We start from the raw sequence: 15,029 nt of genomic DNA, 5'->3' as shown, positions 1-15,029 counted from the left end.
GGCGGCTCACTCGGCGATGCCCACCACCAGCCAGATGAACGCCGCGCCGGCGACCGTGCACAGCAGGGTCGAGCGGGCGGGGTGCTCGTGGTGGGCCTCCGGCAGGATCTCGGCGGCGGCGAGGTAGAGCAGTACGCCGCCGAAGAGGCCGAGGTACGCGCCGAGCAGGCCCTCCGGGATGGTGAAGAGGAGCGTGGACGCCGCGCCGACGACGGGGGCCACGGCGTCGGCGACCAGCATGGCGACGGCGCGGCGGCGGGCGTTCCCGTACAGGCTGGTGAGCGTGTAGGTGTTGAAGCCGTCCGCGAAGTCGTGGGCGACCACGGCCATCGCGACGGCCGCGCCCATGCCGCCGCCGACCTGGAAGGCCGCGCCGATCGCCACGCCGTCCATCGCGCTGTGCCCGACCATCGCGGCGGCCGCCGTCAGGCCCACCTCGGGCGTGCGGTGACCGTGCTCGTCGGCGCCGTGCGCGGCGCGGCGGGCGGCCAGCAGGCGTTCCACCAGGTGGGCGAGGAGGAATCCCGCGACGAACAGCAGCAGTGCCGCCGGGACGCCGAACACCTCGTCGCCGGCCGCCTCCAGCGCCTCCGGCAGCAGGTCGAGGCCGACCACGCCCAGCATCAGACCGCCGGCCAGGCCGAGGACCAGGTGGCGCCGGTCGGTCACGCGCTGTGCCGTCCAGCCGCCGGCCAGCGTCATCAGGAACGCGCCGAGCGCGACGAGGACCGCCATGGGCCCTTGGTATCCGATCAGCCCGCGTTCACGCGCGTCCGACAGCAGCAACCGCAGTAAATATGCGTAGGAGAGGACCGATTCCCATGGACCCCATGGCTCCCACCGCCGGTGCCGGCGCCGGCAAGGTGACCTTCGTCGGCGCCGGTCCCGGCGCCGCCGATCTGCTGACGTTCCGCGCCGCCCGCGCCATCGCCGAGGCCGACGTGGTGATCTGGGCGGCGAGCCTGGTGCAGGCGGAGGTGCTCCGGCACGCGCGGGAGGACGCGGAGGTCCTGGACTCGGCGACGATGTCGCTGGAGGACGTGGTCGCCGTCTACCGGCGGGCCCGGGAGAACGGCCTGAAGGTGGCCCGCATCCACTCCGGCGACCCGGCCCTGTGGGGCGGTACGCAGGAGCAGCTGGACCGGTGCGCGGAGATCGGCATCGCGACCGAGGTCGTGCCCGGCGTCTCCGCCTTCTCGGCGGTCGCCGCGCTCGCGCAGCGGGAGCTGACCATCCCGGAGGTCGCGCAGTCCGTCGTCCTGACCCGGCTCGGCGGCGGCAAGACGCCGATGCCGCCCGGGGAGGAGGTCCGCGAGTTCGCGAAGCACGGCACCACCATGGCGGTCTTCCTGTCGGCGGCGCGCAGCGGCCAGTTGGTGCGGGAGCTGCTGGAGGGCGGTTACCCGACCGAGACGCCGGTCGTCGTCGCCTACCAGGCGACCTGGCCGGAGGAGCTGGTCGTGAAGTGCACGATCGGCACGCTGGAGGAGACCGTCAAGGAGCACAAGCTCTGGAAGCACACCCTGTTCCTGGTCGGACCGGCGCTCGACGCGCACGGCACCCGCTCGCACCTGTACCACCCGGGGCACTTCCACGGCTACCGCAGGGCCGACCCCGAGGCCCGCAGGGAGCTGCGCGCGCGGGGTGCGAGCACGTGATCACGGTGGTCGGGGCGGGGACCGGGTCCCCGCTGCCCGAGGACGTGGCCGACGGCGCGGAGCTGGTCGTCGGCGGGCGGCGCCACCTGGACGCCGTACGGCTGCCCGAGGGCGCCGAGCGGGTCGTCCTCGGGGCGCTGGCGCCGGCGCTGGACACGGTCGCGGAGTACGTCGCGAAGGAGCGGCCGGTGCTCGTGCTGGCCTCCGGCGACCCGGGGTTCTTCGGGATCGTGCGGGCGCTGGCCGAGCGGTTCGGGCCGGGGCTGCTCGACGTGCGGCCCGGGGTGTCGTCGGTGGCCGCCGCGTTCGCGCGGGTGGGACTGCCGTGGGACGACGCGGTGGTGGCCTCCGCGCACGGGCGGGACCTGCGCACGGCGGTGAACCTGTGCCGCGCGCACCCGAAGGTGGCCGTGCTGACGGGGCCGGGGGCGGGACCGGCGGAGCTGGGGGCCGCGCTCGCGCACGACGGGCGGGTGCTGGTCGTCGCCTCCGCGCTCGGCTCGGGCGAGGAGCGGGTGGAGCGGGTGTCGCCCGTCGAGGCCGCCGCCCGGGACTGGGGCGCGGCGGTGAGCGTGGTGCTGTGCCTGGACGAGGCGCGGGCGCTCGGCCCGGTGCGTTCGGTGGCCGGGCCGCGGCCGGGGCCCGCCGGATGGGCGCTGGACGAGGCCGCGTTCGCCCACCGCGACTCGATGATCACCAAGTTCGAGGTGCGGGCGCTGGCGCTGGCCCGGCTCGGGCCCCGCCCCGGCGACCTGGTGTGGGACGTCGGCGCGGGCTCGGGGTCGGTGGCCGTGGAGTGCGCGCGGCTCGGCGCCGCCGTCATCGCCGTGGAGAAGACGCCGGACGGTGTGGAGCGCGTGCGCGCCAACGCCGCCGCGCACCGTGTCGACGTGCGGGTGGTGCACGGCGCGGCGCCCACGGTGCTGTCGGGGCTGGACGATCCCGACGCCGTGTTCGTCGGCGGCGGCGGGCGTGAACTGCCGGCGATCGTCGCGGCCTGCGCGCGGCGCGTCCGGCGGACCGTGGTCGTCGCGATGGCCGCGCTGGACCGGGTGCCGGCGGCCCGCGAGGCGCTGCTCGGCGCGGGGCTGGAGTGCGACGGGGTGCTGCTCCAGTCGTCCCGGCTCGCACCGCTGCCGGGGGACGTGACGCGGCTGGCGGCGACCAATCCCGTTTTCCTGCTGTGGGGCGTCAGGCCCGGCAGCCGTACCGAAGAAACCGAAGAAGGAGGGGCCCAGTGATCGGCCTCATTTCCGCCACCGCGGCGGGGACCGCGGCGCGGGACCGGCTGGCCGCGGCGTGGCCGGACCGCACGCGCGTGTACGAGGGTCCCGTCGCGGACGCCGTGCGGACCGCGTTCGCCGAGTGCGAGCAGCTCGTGTGCTTCCTGGCCACGGGGGCCGTGGTCCGGCTCGTGGCGCCGCTGCTGGACGACAAGCGGACCGACCCGGGTGTGGTGTGCGTCGACGAGGGCGGGCGGTTCGCCGTGTCGCTGGTCGGCGGGCACGGCGGCGGCGCCAACGAACTCGCCCGCGCGGTGGGCGGGGTGCTGGGCGCCGAACCGGTGGTGACGACGGCGACCGACGCGGTCGGCCTGCCGGGACTGGACACGCTGGGGCTGCCCGTCGAGGGCGATGTCGCCGGGGTCTCCCGGGCCCTGCTGGACGGGGAGCCCGTGGCGCTGCGGGCCGAGGTGCCCTGGCCGCTGCCGCCGCTGCCGCTCGCCGAGCGGGGCGCGTACGCGGTGCGGCTGACGGACCGGCTGGTGGAGCCGGCCGAGCGCGAGGTCGTGCTGCGTCCGCCGTCCCTGGTCGTCGGCGTCGGCGCCTCCAGGGGGGCGCCGGTGGACGAGGTGACCGCCCTGGTGGAGGCGGCGCTGCGGGACGCCGGGCTGTCGGCGGCGTCGGTCGCCGAGCTGGCCACCGTGGACGCCAAGGCCGGGGAACCCGGCGTCGTCGGGGCGGCCGAGCGCCTCGGCGTGCCGCTGGTGACGTACTCCGCCGGACAGCTCGCGGACGTCGAGGTGCCCAACCCCTCCGAGGCGCCCCTCGCCGCCGTCGGCACCCCCTCGGTCGCGGAGGCGGCGGCGCTGGCGGGCGGGGGCGAACTCCTCGTGCCGAAGCGGAAGTCGCAGCGCCCGGACGGCTCCCCCGCCATGGCCACCTGTGCCGTCGTGCGGCGCCCCGGGCGCGGGCGGCTCGCGGTGGTCGGGCTCGGGCCGGGCGCCCGGGACCTGCTGACGCCGCGTGCGCTGGCGGAGCTGCGGCGGGCGTCCGTGCTGGTCGGTCTCGACCAGTACGTGGACCAGATCCGCGACCTGCTGCGGCCCGGCACCCGGGTCCTGGAGTCCGGGCTCGGGGCGGAGGAGGAGCGGGCGCGGACGGCCGTGGCCGAGGCCCGGCGCGGGCAGGCGGTGGCGCTGATCGGCAGCGGGGACGCCGGCGTGTACGCCATGGCGTCGCCGGCGCTGGCCGAGGCGTCCGACGACATCGACGTGGTCGGGGTGCCGGGCGTGACGGCGGCGCTGGCGGCCGGCGCGATCCTGGGCGCGCCGCTGGGCCACGACCACGTGTCGATCAGCCTGTCCGACCTGCACACGCCGTGGGAGGTCATCGAGCGGCGGGTGCGGGCGGCGGCCGAGGCGGACCTCGTCGTGACGTTCTACAACCCGCGCAGCCGGGGCCGGGACTGGCAGCTGCCGAAGGCGCTGGCGGTCCTCGCCGGGCACCGGGAGCCGGGGACGCCGGTGGGGGTCGTGCGCAACGCGTCGCGGGCCGACGAGTCGAGCCGGCTCACCACGCTCGCGGACCTCGACCCGGCGAGCGTCGACATGATGACGGTCGTGACGGTGGGCAACACGGCGACCCGCGAGATCGCGGGGCGCATGGTCACCCCGCGCGGCTACCGCTGGCAGGAGGCCTCCCGGTGAACCGCGTGATCCATCCCATCGAGCAGGAGTCCTACCGGCGGCTGCGCGCCCGCCTGGACACCTCGCACTTCCCGCCGCTGACCCGGGCGGTGGTGGAACGGGTCATCCACTCCGCCGCCGACCTGGAGTACGCCACCGACCTCGTCATGGACGAGGGCGAACTGGAGAAGGCGCACGCGGCGCTGCACGCCGGGGCGCCCGTCGTCGTGGACGTCGAGATGGTCGGCGCGGGCATCACCCGGCGGGAGACCGTCTGCCGGCTGGGGGACGCCGTCGCCGGGCCGGGGCTGACCCGCTCGGCGCACGGCATCCGGCTGGCGTACGAGCAGGTCGGGCCCGGCGCGCTCTGGGTGATCGGCAACGCGCCGACCGCGCTGGAGGAGCTGCTGGTCCTGGACGCCTCCCCCGCGCTCGTCGTCGGGCTGCCCGTCGGCTTCGTCGGGGCGGCCGAGTCGAAGGCCGCGCTGCGCGAGAGCGGACTGCCCGCCGTGAGCAACGTGTCCGAGAAGGGCGGGTCGGCGGTGGCCGCCGCCGCGCTCAACGCCCTGCTGTACCACCCGATTTCCGAGGAGACACTGTGACCACCCCGCCCGCCCTGCTCATCGCCGGCCACGGCACCCGGGACGACGCCGGAGCGGAGGCGTTCCGCGACTTCGTGCGCGAGCTGGGCCGCCGCCACCCCGAACTGCCCGTCGCGGGCGGCTTCATCGAGCTGTCCCCGCCGCCGCTGGGCGAGGCGGTCGCCGAGCTGGTGGAGCGGGGCGCACGCCGGTTCGCCGCGGTGCCGCTGATGCTGGTGTCGGCCGGGCACGCCAAGGGCGACATCCCGGCGGCGCTGTCCCGCGAGAAGGAACGCCACCCCGGCATCTCGTACACGTACGGGCGCCCGCTGGGCCCGCACCCCTCGCTGCTGCGGGTGCTGGAGCGGCGGCTGGCGGAGGCCGTCGATCCGTCCTGGGACCCCTCCGAGGTGACCGTGCTGCTGGTGGGGCGCGGTTCGACGGACCCGGACGCCAACGCCGAGGTGTTCAAGGCGGCACGGCTGCTGTGGGAGGGCCGCGGCTACGCCGGTGTGGAGACGGCGTTCGTGTCGCTGGCCCGGCCCGACGTGCCGGGCGGCCTGGACCGGTGCGCGCGGCTGGGCGCACGGCGGATCGTGGTCCTGCCGTACTTCCTGTTCACCGGCATCCTCCCGGACCGGGTCCGGCACCAGACCGAGGAGTGGGCCGCCGCGCACCCGCAGGCGGAGGTGCGGTCGGCGGACGTCATCGGGCCCGAGCCGGAGCTGCTGGACCTGGTGTGGGAGCGGTACGAGGAGGCGGTGAAGGGCGACCTGCGGATGAACTGCGACAGCTGCGTGTACCGGATCGCGCTGCCCGGCTTCGAGGACAAGGTGGGGCAGCCGCAGCAGCCGCACTTCCACCCCGACGACGACGGCCATCACCACCACGGGCACCATCACGGGCATGGTCACACCCACTCCCATGCGCACTGAGGCCGGACACGATCTGCGGCACCACGGGGACGAGGAGGTCCGGGACGACGGCTCCGCGCTGGTGGACCTGGCGGTGAACGTCCGCGCGGACACGCCCCCGGCGTGGCTGCGCGAGCACGTGGCCGGCTCGCTCGGCTCCCTCGCGGCCTACCCGGACGGGCGCGCCGCGCGGGCGGCGGTGGCACGGCGGCACGGGCTGCCGGTGGAGCGGGTGCTGCTGACGGCGGGTGCGGCGGAGGCGTTCGTGCTGCTGGCGCGGGCGCTGGAGGTGCGCCGGCCGGTGGTGGTGCACCCCCAGTTCACGGAGCCGGAGGCGGCGCTGCGGGACGCGGGGCACACGGTCGGCCGGGTGCTGCTGCGGGAGGAGGACGGTTTCCGGCTCGCCCCGCAGGCCGTGCCCGAGGACGCCGACCTGGTCGTGATCGGCAACCCGACGAACCCGACGTCGGTGCTGCACCCGGCGGAATCGATCGAGGAACTCGCCCGTCCCGGACGGACGTTGGTCGTGGACGAGGCGTTCATGGACGCGGTGCCGGGCGAGCGGGAGGCGCTGGCCGGGCGGACGGACGTGCCCGGGCTGGTCGTCCTGCGCAGCCTCACCAAGACGTGGGGGCTGGCGGGCCTGCGCATCGGGTACGTCCTGGCGGCCCCGGACGTGATCGCGGCCCTGGGGCGCGCCCAGCCGCTGTGGCCCGTGTCCACGCCCGCGCTGGTGGCGGCCGAGGCGTGCGTGGCGCCGCGCGCGCTGGCGGAGGCGGCGCACGCCGCCCACCGCATCGCCGCGGACCGGGCGCACCTCGTCGCCGGGCTGCGGCGGTTCGCCCCCGCCGGGCTCCGGACCGCCGAGCCCCCCGAGGGCCCCTTCGTCCTCGTCCGGCTGCCGGACGCGGCGACCGTACGGTCCCGGCTGCGGGACCTCGGGTACGCGGTCCGGCGCGGGGACACGTTCCCGGGGCTGGGCGGGGAGTGGCTACGGCTCGCGGTGCGGGACCGGGCCACGACGGACGGCTTCCTGGCGGCACTGGAGCGGGCGGTGCCGGCACCGCCCGCCTGAGGCGGGGAGCCCGGCGCGGGGACCGGTCACGCGGTGCCGGGCGGCCGGCCCTCCCCCGGTCCGGCCGCCGGGCTTCCCCCCTTCCCCGCGACGCGCGGCGCCCCGTCGCCGTCCGCCCCTCGGTCAGCCGCGCCTGCGGCGGGCCAGGACCAGGGCTCCGCCGCCCGCCAGGACCAGGACGGCGGCGCCGGCCGCGAGGTACGGGGTGGCCGGGCTGCCGCCGGTCTCGGCCAGGCCGGCCCCGGCGGGGGCGCCCTGGGGTTTCACGTCCGCCGCCGGTTCGGCGGGCGGCTCCTCGGCCTGCGCCGGGGGCCGCGCGGCCCCGGCCTGCGGTGCCGGGGCCTCGCAGGCGGCGCTCGCCAGGGTCAGCGTGCCGTCGACCTCGGCCACGCCCAGGTCGAGCGGGTCGACGTGCACCGTGAGGGCGAGGGCGGTGGCGGCGGCCGTGCGCGAGGTGGTCTCCGTCCTCGACAGGTCGAGCCGCACCTCGCCGACGCCCGGCACCTTCACCTCCGTCGTCCCGCCGGTGGTCAGCGTGACCTTCTTGCCGAGGACCGTGACCGCGCCGAGCAGGTTCGAGGAGGCGACGGGCTCCTTCCCCGCCTCGCAGGTCGCCGTGGAGGTGACCTGCTCGACCTCGATGACCGACAGCAGCGGCAGTCCGGGGACGTGGACCCGGGCACGGGCCAGGTCGGTGCGGCCCTCCGCCTTGTCCGCGCTCGTCGTCGCCTCGGCGTCGGCCACGTCGGCGCGCAGGACGCTGAAGGGCCTGCCGCCGTCGACGCCGTCCAGCCGGGCGGTCAGCGCGGTCTGCCGGGCGCTCTCGGGGGCCCGCACCTCGTTGAGGGTGACCGTGAGCGGGACGTCCACGGTCTTGTCGAGCAGGGACACGTCGAGCCCGGTACGCAGGACGGTGGCGCTCGCGCGGCCGTGGTCACCGGTCGCGCGGGCGGTGCCCGCGCCGGCCAGCACCGCGGGAGCGGCGGCCAGGACCGTGGCCGCCGTGACGGTGACCAGGCGGCGTGCGGGCATGCGGAAGGTGTTGCCGTTCAAGGTGGTGGGACCCCCAGAAAGACATGCGTGCGGAACACGCATGAGCGACGTGCTCGGGACCCGGAAAGGATGTCCCCGGCCGCGCCCGGCCGTCAGCGATCCAGGGTCGCTTCACCCCTTCGGGGAGTTTCCGCGAGTCTTTTCGAATCCCGCGGCACGTCTGTTCCCCGGCGTCACCCGCGTCGGCTAACCGACGACCCGTCCGTTCAGCACCACCCGGCGCGGAGCACCGAGCACGCGCACGTCCGCGCGCGGGTCCTCGTCGTACACCACCAGGTCCGCCGGCGCGCCCTCGTCGAGGCCGGGCCTGCCGAGCCAGCGCCGGGCGGCCCAGGTCGTCGCGGAGAGGGCCTCGACGGGCGGGATGCCGGCGGTGACCAGTTCGGCGACCTCCGCCCCCGCCAGGCCGTGGGCCAGGGCGCCGCCCGCGTCGGTGCCGACGAAGACCGGGATCCCGGCGTCGTAGGCGTTGCGGACGGTGTCGTAGCGGCGGGCGTGCAGCCGGCGCATGTGGTCCGACCAGCGCGGGAACCGCTTCTCCCCGCCCTGGGCCAGCGCGGGGAACGTGGCGATGTTGACCAGGGTGGGCACGATGGCCACGCCCCGCTCGGCGAACAGGGGGATCGTGTCGTCCGTCAGGCCGGTCGCGTGCTCGACGCAGTCGATGCCGGCCTCGACCAGGTCGCGCAGCGAGTCCTCGGCGAAGCAGTGCGCGGTGACGCGGGCACCGAGGCGGTGGGCCTCGGCGATCGCCGCCTCGACGGCGCCGCGCGGCCAGCAGGCGGACAGGTCGCCGAGGTCGCGGTCGATCCAGTCGCCGACCAGCTTCACCCAGCCGTCGCCGCGCCGGGCCTCCCGGGCGACGTGGGCGACGAGGTCCTCCGGCTCGACCTCCCAGGCGTAGTTGCGGATGTAGCGGCGGGTGCGGGCGATGTGCCGGCCCGCGCGGATGATCTTCGGGAGGTCGTCGCGGTCGTCGATCCAGCGGGTGTCGGAGGGCGAGCCCGCGTCACGGATCAGCAGGGTGCCCGCGTCCCGGTCGGTCAGCGCCTGCTTCTCGGCGACGTCCTCGGGCACGGCGCCGTGCTGGTCGAGGCCGACGTGGCAGTGCGCGTCGACCAGGCCGGGCAGCGCCCACCCCTCGACGGTGCGGACGTCGCCGGCCCCGGCGGGACGGTCGTACGAGATCCGGCCGTCGACCACCCACAGCTCGTCGCGGACGTCCTCCGGCCCGACGAGCACCCGACCCTTCACGTGCAGCACCGCGCGATCGCTCATGCCCCGCACCTTAGACCGGGCCCCGGGGCCGTTCGAGGGCCCGGTCACCGGAGGCCGTCGCGCACCGCCGCGCGGGCGCGCCGCTCGGTCGCGTACCCGGCCGCGACGGCGCTCGCGGCGGCGGTCAGGGCGAGGACGGCGACGCCGGGGTTGACGTAGCCGGGGACGTCGGCGGAGTCGTAGCCGTCGCCGTCGGCGGTCTCGCAGCGGAAGCCGAGCGGCAGGTAGGAGACGGAGTAGTCGGTGATCCGCCCGGACAGCTCCGGGGGCACGCCGGTACGGCACGGCCGCAGCGGCGCGGACCCCGCGCCGCCGTCCTCCGCCTCCATGGCCGCGAAACCCACGCACACCAGACCCCAGGCGTACAGCAGGGCGGCGGCCCCGCCGGCGACCTTGGCGACGACGCGGTAGGGCGCGCCCGGCACGGACGGCGCGGGGACGGCCGGAGGGCCCGCCTCCGTGGAGGGACGGCGGGGGTACGTGCCGGAGCCCCGGCCGAGGAGGAGGGCCGTCACCACCGCGACGAGGAGGAGCAGGAGGAGGATCACGGGCCCGAGTCCATCACCCGGCGACCGCCGTGACTGTGGTGGAAGCCACAATTCCGGCCGTGGGGGTGTCGCAACGGAAGCCCTCCGGCGCGAGTGGCGGCAAAGGCCATGGTTACTCTCGACTCCGTACGCGACGTACCCGCGTCGCACCCCTGCCGTTACTGAAGAGAGCACCGCCGTGACCCACCCCTTCCTGGACCTCGCCCCGCTGAGCGCCGCCCGTTTCGCCGCGATCGAGGACCGGGTGGCACGCCTGCTCGGCACGCGGCAGGACGTCCTGATCACGCAGGGCGAGGCGCTGCTGCCGCTGGAGGGCGCGATCCGCGGGTGCGCCGGCCCGGACACCGTCGCGCTGAACGTCGTCACGGGGCCGTACGGGCAGACGTTCGGGGACTGGCTGCGGGACTGCGGTGCGACGGTGCACGACCTCGTCGTGCCGTTCCACACGGCCGTGACGGCCGACCTGGTCCGGCAGGCCTTCGCCGAGCACCCGGAGATCGGCTTCGTGTCCCTGGTGCACGCGGAGGCGGCGACCGGCAACACCAACCCGGTCGCGGAGATCGGCGAGGTGGTGCGGGCGCAGGGCGCGCTGTTCTACCTGGACGCGGTGGCGTCGGTGGGCGCCGAGCCGGTGCTGCCGGACGCGTGGGGCGTGGACCTGTGCGTGATCGGCGCGCAGAAGGCGATGGGCGGCCCGGCCGGGGTGTCGGCCGTGTCGGTGAGCGGGCGGGCGTGGGCGCGGATGGCGGCGAACCCCGGGGCGCCGCGCCGGTCGTACCTGTCCCTGCTGGACTGGAAGGAGCGCTGGATCGACGGCGGGCGCAAGGCACTGCTGCACGCGCCGGCGCAGCTGGAGATGCTGGCGCTGGAGGCGTGCGTCGAGCGCATCGAGGCGGAGGGCCTGGAGACGGTGATGGCGCGTCACGCGTCGGCGGCCGCGGCCACCCGGGCCGGGGCGCTCGCGCTGGGCGGCGGCCTGGAGCCGTACGTGCACGAGGCCCGCGAGGCGGCGCCGGTGGCGACGACGCTGCGGGTGCCCGCGGACCTGGACGCCTCGGAGCTGGTGGCCCGGGCGCTGGAGTCCGACCCGGCGCTGCCGCTGGCCGCGGGCGGCGGTGCGCTGGCCCGGGAGATGATCCGCGTCAACCACTACGGACCGGACGCGACGCGCGGGGCCGTGCACGGCTGCCTGGCGGCACTCGGTGCCGCGCTGGCCGAGAAGGGCCGCACGACGGACACGGAGGCGGCCCGCCGGGCGACCGAGGACGCCTGGGACCGGCCGTCCACCGCCGACTCAACGGGAGCGTGAATTCGAGGTAATTACCGACGCCCACGGAAAGTGAATTAAGTAATTACCTCGATAATCTCCCGGTATTCTCCTGCCCGGTTTCCCCGCCCCTAAACCCGTCGATTTCACGGGGCCCGGACATCGGGCCCCGGACGCCTCGCGACGGGCTACATGATTGTGACCCGTTGCACATGCTGTCCGTTTTGCGATTTATACACCGGTCATTTACCCCCAAAACGCCGCCGTCTCGCGCGGAAGCACACGCGCGCGCGATAACATACGAGACGCTCATGCGTAACCCCATCCGGCGATGCATTTTTTAATTCCACTGGGTAAATTCAATTTGCATGACCGCCGTGCAAGCAGACCTTCGAATCGATCGCCCGGAAGTGGCCGACGGAGCCGCCCTGTGGCGGATAGCGAGGGATTCCAAGGTTCTCGACCTGAACTCGTCCTACAGCTATCTGCTCTGGTGCCGTGACTTCGCCGCCACCTCGGCCGTGGCCCGTGACGGGCACGGCGTGCCGGTCGGCTTCGTCACCGGATACGTGCGGCCGGACCGGCCGGACACCCTGCTCGTGTGGCAGGTGGCGGTGGACGAGGCTTACCGTGGACGAAAGCTCGCTGCCTCACTGCTCGACGAGCTGGCCGCCCGGACTGTCGCGGAGTGCGGGACGGTGACCGTCGAGACGACCATCTCGCCCGACAACACCGCGTCCCAGCGGTTGTTCACCTCGTTCGCCGAACGGCACGGAGCCCGGCTGGAGCGAGAGGTGCTGTTCGAGACGGGGCACTTCCCCGACGGACCGCACGAGCCCGAGGTGCTGTACCGCATCGGCCCCCTCCCCGCCGCGGCCGGCAGCTGACCGACCGGCCCCCGCGCGTCGCGGCACCCGCGACCGCCCGGCCCCCTCACACTTCCCGGCAGAGACCGCACCGGTCCCCGGATCCGTACGACCTTCCTCTCCCACCCTCACCCCACGAGGAGCGATTCGTCGTGACCATCACCCAGCCCGACCTCAGTGTCTTCGAGACCGTCGAATCCGAGGTGCGCAGCTACTGCCGCGGCTGGCCCACCGTCTTCGACCGTGCGCACGGCAGCCGCATGTACGACGAGGACGGCCACGAGTACCTCGACTTCTTCGCCGGAGCGGGTTCGCTCAACTACGGGCACAACAACCCCGTCCTGAAAAGGGCGTTGATCGACTACCTGGAGCGGGACGGCGTCACGCACGGTCTCGACATGTCGACCACCGCCAAGCGCCGGTTCCTGGAGACGTTCCAGAACATCGTCCTGCGCCCGCGCGACCTGCCCTACAAGGTCATGTTCCCGGGCCCGACGGGCACCAACGCCGTGGAGTCCGCGCTGAAGCTGGCGCGGAAGGTGAAGGGGCGCGAGTCGATCGTGTCGTTCACCAACGCCTTCCACGGCATGTCGCTGGGCTCGCTCGCGGTGACCGGCAACGCGTTCAAGCGGGCCGGCGCCGGCATCCCGCTGGTGCACGGCACGCCCATGCCGTTCGACAACTACTTCGACGGCACGGTCGAGGACTTCCTCTGGTTCGAGCGGCTCCTGGAGGACCAGGGCTCCGGCCTCAACAAGCCGGCCGCGGTGATCGTCGAGACCGTGCAGGGCGAGGGCGGCATCAACGTCGCCCGGCCCGAGTGGCTGCGCGCCCTGTCCGAGCTGTGCGCGCGCCAGGACATGCTGCTCATCGTCGACGACATCCAGATGGGCTGCGGCCGCACCGGCGCGTTCTTCTCCTTCGAGGAGGCGGGCATCACGCCGGACATCGTCACCGTCTCCAAGTCGATCAGCGGCTACGGCCTGCCCATGTCGCTGTGCCTGTTCAAGCCCGAGCTGGACGTCTGGGAGCCGGGCGAGCACAACGGCACCTTCCGCGGCAACAACCCCGCCTTCGTCACGGCGACCGCCGCGCTGGAGGCGTACTGGACCGACGGGTCGGCGATGGAGAAGCAGACCCGCACCCGCGGTGAGCAGGTCGAGCAGCACCTGATCGCCATCACCGAGGAGAACCTCGCCGACGTCAAGGAGTACCGGGGCCGCGGCCTGGTCTGGGGCCTGGAGTTCCACGACAAGGACCGCGCGGGCCGCGTCGCCAAGCGCGCCTTCGAGCTCGGGCTGCTCATCGAGACGTCCGGCCCCGAGAGCGAGGTCGTCAAACTGCTGCCGGCGCTCACCGTCACGCCCGACGAGCTGGACGAGGGCATGAAGACCCTCGCCCGCGCCGTGCGCGAGACCGCCTGACGCCACCCGCGCTTCCGGCGCCCGCCGGCCCGCGTGACCGCGGGCGCCGGGGACCCTGCACACCCTTCACCGAGGAGGCATCGCACCACCGTGATCGTCCGTTCGTTCAAGGAGATCGAAGGCACCGACCGGCACGTGAAGTCGGCGTCCGGCACCTGGGAGAGCAAGCGCATCGTCCTCGCCAAGGAGAAGGTCGGCTTCTCCGTGCACGAGACGATCCTGTACGCGGGCACCGAGACGAACATGTGGTACGCCAACCACATCGAGGCAGTCGTCTGCACCAAGGGCGACGCCGAACTCACCGACCGCGAGACGGGGAAGACGTACCACATCACCCCCGGCACGATGTACCTCCTGAACGGCCACGAGCGGCACACGCTCAAGGTCAAGGAGGACTTCCACTGCATCTGTGTCTTCAACCCGCCCGTGACCGGACGGGAGGACCACGACGAGAACGGCGTCTACCCGCTGCTCACCGAGGAGGCGTGAATCATCGTGACCACCACGACCACGAACATCACCGATCTCTACCCCACCCGCGGTGCCACCGAGGTGGCCACCCCCCGGAAGGACCCGGTGGTCTGGGGCAGCCCCGACACCCCCGGTCCCGTCTCGGCGGATGACCTCCAGGCGCTGGACCGCGACGGCTTCCTCGCCATCGACCAGCTCATCGGTCCGGACGAGGTCGCCGTGTACCAGCGGGAGCTGGAGCGGCTGACGAACGACCCGGCCGTCCGGGCGGACGACCGCTCGATCGTGGAGCCGCGGTCCAAGGAGATCCGGTCCGTCTTCGAGGTGCACAAGATCAGCGAGGTCTTCGCGAACCTGGTGCGCGACGAGCGCGTGGTCGGCCGGGCCCGGCAGATCCTCGGCTCGGACGTCTACGTCCACCAGTCCCGGATCAACGTCAAGCCGGGTTTCGGGGCCAGCGGCTTCTACTGGCACTCGGACTTCGAGACCTGGCACGCCGAGGACGGCCTGCCGAACATGCGCACGATCTCGGTCTCGATCGCGCTCACCGAGAACTACGACACCAACGGCGGTCTCATGATCATGCCGGGGTCGCACAAGACGTTCCTCGGGTGCGCGGGGGCCACGCCGAAGGACAACTACAAGAAGTCCCTGCAGATGCAGGACGCGGGGACGCCGTCCGACGAGGCGCTGACGAAGATGGCGTCGGAGTACGGCATCAAGCTGTTCACCGGCAAGGCCGGCTCGGCGACGTGGTTCGACTGCAACTGCATGCACGGTTCGGGCGACAACATCACGCCGTTCCCGCGCAGCAACGTGTTCATCGTGTTCAACAGCGTGGAGAACGCGGCGGTCGAGCCGTTCGCGGCACCGGTCCGGCGGCCGGAGTTCATCGGGGCGCGGGACTTCACGCCCGTACGGTGAATCGAACCGGCCGGGGGCCCGGGGGTCGCCCCCCGGAGAACACCGCATCGGGGCGCGGGACT

Annotated in this window: 15 protein-coding genes; 11 read left to right on the top strand and 4 right to left on the bottom strand. The window is 74.2% G+C overall.

Annotation, left to right across the window (positions count from 1 at the left end):
- Positions 1-6: 6 nt before the first annotated feature.
- Positions 7-735 carry a ZIP family metal transporter gene (locus tag ACZ4V6_RS17850; protein WP_467828096.1) on the bottom strand — a complete coding sequence of 243 codons (729 nt, stop codon included), beginning with the start codon at positions 733-735 and terminating at the stop codon, positions 7-9.
- A gap of 86 nt (positions 736-821) precedes the next feature.
- On the opposite strand from ACZ4V6_RS17850, the gene cobM reads away from it, so the two are divergent.
- From cobM to cobC, 6 genes are read left to right on the top strand one after another with little or no spacing between them, the layout of a single operon-like run.
- Complete coding sequence (gene cobM / locus ACZ4V6_RS17845) at positions 822-1,658, top strand: precorrin-4 C(11)-methyltransferase (protein ID WP_467828092.1); 837 nt, start codon at positions 822-824, stop codon at positions 1,656-1,658.
- Positions 1,655-2,899: a precorrin-6y C5,15-methyltransferase (decarboxylating) subunit CbiE gene (gene cbiE, locus ACZ4V6_RS17840; protein WP_467828089.1), complete on the top strand. Its 1,245-nt coding sequence runs from the start codon at positions 1,655-1,657 to the stop codon at positions 2,897-2,899. The genes cobM and cbiE overlap by 4 nt, the downstream gene beginning before the upstream one ends.
- A complete protein-coding gene (gene cobJ, locus ACZ4V6_RS17835; RefSeq protein WP_467828086.1) occupies positions 2,896-4,587 on the top strand; it encodes a precorrin-3B C(17)-methyltransferase in 1,692 nt (563 codons plus the stop codon). Before cbiE ends, cobJ begins: the two co-directional genes overlap by 4 nt.
- Positions 4,584-5,168 carry a precorrin-8X methylmutase gene (locus ACZ4V6_RS17830; RefSeq protein WP_467828084.1) on the top strand — a complete coding sequence of 195 codons (585 nt, stop codon included), beginning with the start codon at positions 4,584-4,586 and terminating at the stop codon, positions 5,166-5,168. The genes cobJ and ACZ4V6_RS17830 overlap by 4 nt, the downstream gene beginning before the upstream one ends.
- Positions 5,165-6,082 carry a sirohydrochlorin chelatase gene (locus ACZ4V6_RS17825; protein WP_467828081.1) on the top strand — a complete coding sequence of 306 codons (918 nt, stop codon included), beginning with the start codon at positions 5,165-5,167 and terminating at the stop codon, positions 6,080-6,082. The genes ACZ4V6_RS17830 and ACZ4V6_RS17825 overlap by 4 nt, the downstream gene beginning before the upstream one ends.
- Entirely contained in the window at positions 6,054-7,136 is a 1,083-nt protein-coding gene (cobC, locus tag ACZ4V6_RS17820) for an Rv2231c family pyridoxal phosphate-dependent protein CobC (protein WP_467828078.1), read from the top strand. Before ACZ4V6_RS17825 ends, cobC begins: the two co-directional genes overlap by 29 nt.
- 123 nt (positions 7,137-7,259) lie before the next feature.
- On the opposite strand, the gene ACZ4V6_RS17815 is transcribed toward cobC, so the two are convergent.
- From ACZ4V6_RS17815 to ACZ4V6_RS17805, 3 genes are all read right to left on the bottom strand, one after another.
- On the bottom strand, positions 7,260-8,189 hold the full coding sequence (locus ACZ4V6_RS17815) for an SCO1860 family LAETG-anchored protein (RefSeq protein WP_467828076.1): 930 nt from the start codon (positions 8,187-8,189) through the stop codon (positions 7,260-7,262).
- A 186-nt stretch (positions 8,190-8,375) separates the two neighbouring features.
- On the bottom strand, positions 8,376-9,467 hold the full coding sequence (locus ACZ4V6_RS17810) for an amidohydrolase family protein (RefSeq protein ID WP_467828074.1): 1,092 nt from the start codon (positions 9,465-9,467) through the stop codon (positions 8,376-8,378).
- A gap of 44 nt (positions 9,468-9,511) precedes the next feature.
- A complete protein-coding gene (locus tag ACZ4V6_RS17805; protein WP_467828072.1) occupies positions 9,512-10,015 on the bottom strand; it encodes a hypothetical protein in 504 nt (167 codons plus the stop codon).
- A 178-nt stretch (positions 10,016-10,193) separates the two neighbouring features.
- Between ACZ4V6_RS17805 and ACZ4V6_RS17800 the strand changes: the two genes are divergently transcribed.
- From ACZ4V6_RS17800 to thpD, 5 genes are all read left to right on the top strand, one after another.
- Positions 10,194-11,324: a pyridoxal-phosphate-dependent aminotransferase family protein gene (locus tag ACZ4V6_RS17800; RefSeq protein WP_467828070.1), complete on the top strand. Its 1,131-nt coding sequence runs from the start codon at positions 10,194-10,196 to the stop codon at positions 11,322-11,324.
- 326 nt (positions 11,325-11,650) lie between these two features.
- Entirely contained in the window at positions 11,651-12,169 is a 519-nt protein-coding gene (gene ectA / locus ACZ4V6_RS17795) for a diaminobutyrate acetyltransferase (RefSeq protein WP_467828067.1), read from the top strand.
- Between the two features lie 131 nt (positions 12,170-12,300).
- A complete protein-coding gene (gene ectB, locus ACZ4V6_RS17790; protein WP_467828065.1) occupies positions 12,301-13,572 on the top strand; it encodes a diaminobutyrate--2-oxoglutarate transaminase in 1,272 nt (423 codons plus the stop codon).
- A 90-nt stretch (positions 13,573-13,662) separates the two neighbouring features.
- Positions 13,663-14,061, top strand: coding sequence for an ectoine synthase (locus tag ACZ4V6_RS17785; protein ID WP_467828063.1), 399 nt, complete (start codon positions 13,663-13,665; stop codon positions 14,059-14,061).
- A gap of 6 nt (positions 14,062-14,067) precedes the next feature.
- The gene (gene thpD / locus ACZ4V6_RS17780) at positions 14,068-14,967 is read left to right on the top strand and encodes an ectoine hydroxylase (protein WP_467828061.1); all 900 of its coding nucleotides are present in this window, start codon (positions 14,068-14,070) and stop codon (positions 14,965-14,967) included.
- Positions 14,968-15,029: the final 62 nt, after the last annotated feature.

Source organism: Streptomyces sp. NPDC029152 (assembly GCF_055564355.1).
The sequence above is the reverse complement of the archived record's forward strand: the minus strand, read 5'-3'. Positions and strand labels throughout refer to the sequence as shown.

What these genes read in the sequence shown, in the direction of transcription:
- ACZ4V6_RS17850 (WP_467828096.1), bottom strand. Translation starts at nt 735, where the DNA reads ATGGCGGTCCTCGTCGCGCTCGGCGCGTTCCTGATGACGCTGGCCGGC.
- cobM (WP_467828092.1), top strand. Translation starts at nt 822, where the DNA reads ATGGACCCCATGGCTCCCACCGCCGGTGCCGGCGCCGGCAAGGTGACC.
- cobC (WP_467828078.1), top strand. Translation starts at nt 6,054, where the DNA reads ATGGTCACACCCACTCCCATGCGCACTGAGGCCGGACACGATCTGCGG.
- ACZ4V6_RS17810 (WP_467828074.1), bottom strand. Translation starts at nt 9,467, where the DNA reads ATGAGCGATCGCGCGGTGCTGCACGTGAAGGGTCGGGTGCTCGTCGGG.
- ectA (WP_467828067.1), top strand. Translation starts at nt 11,651, where the DNA reads ATGACCGCCGTGCAAGCAGACCTTCGAATCGATCGCCCGGAAGTGGCC.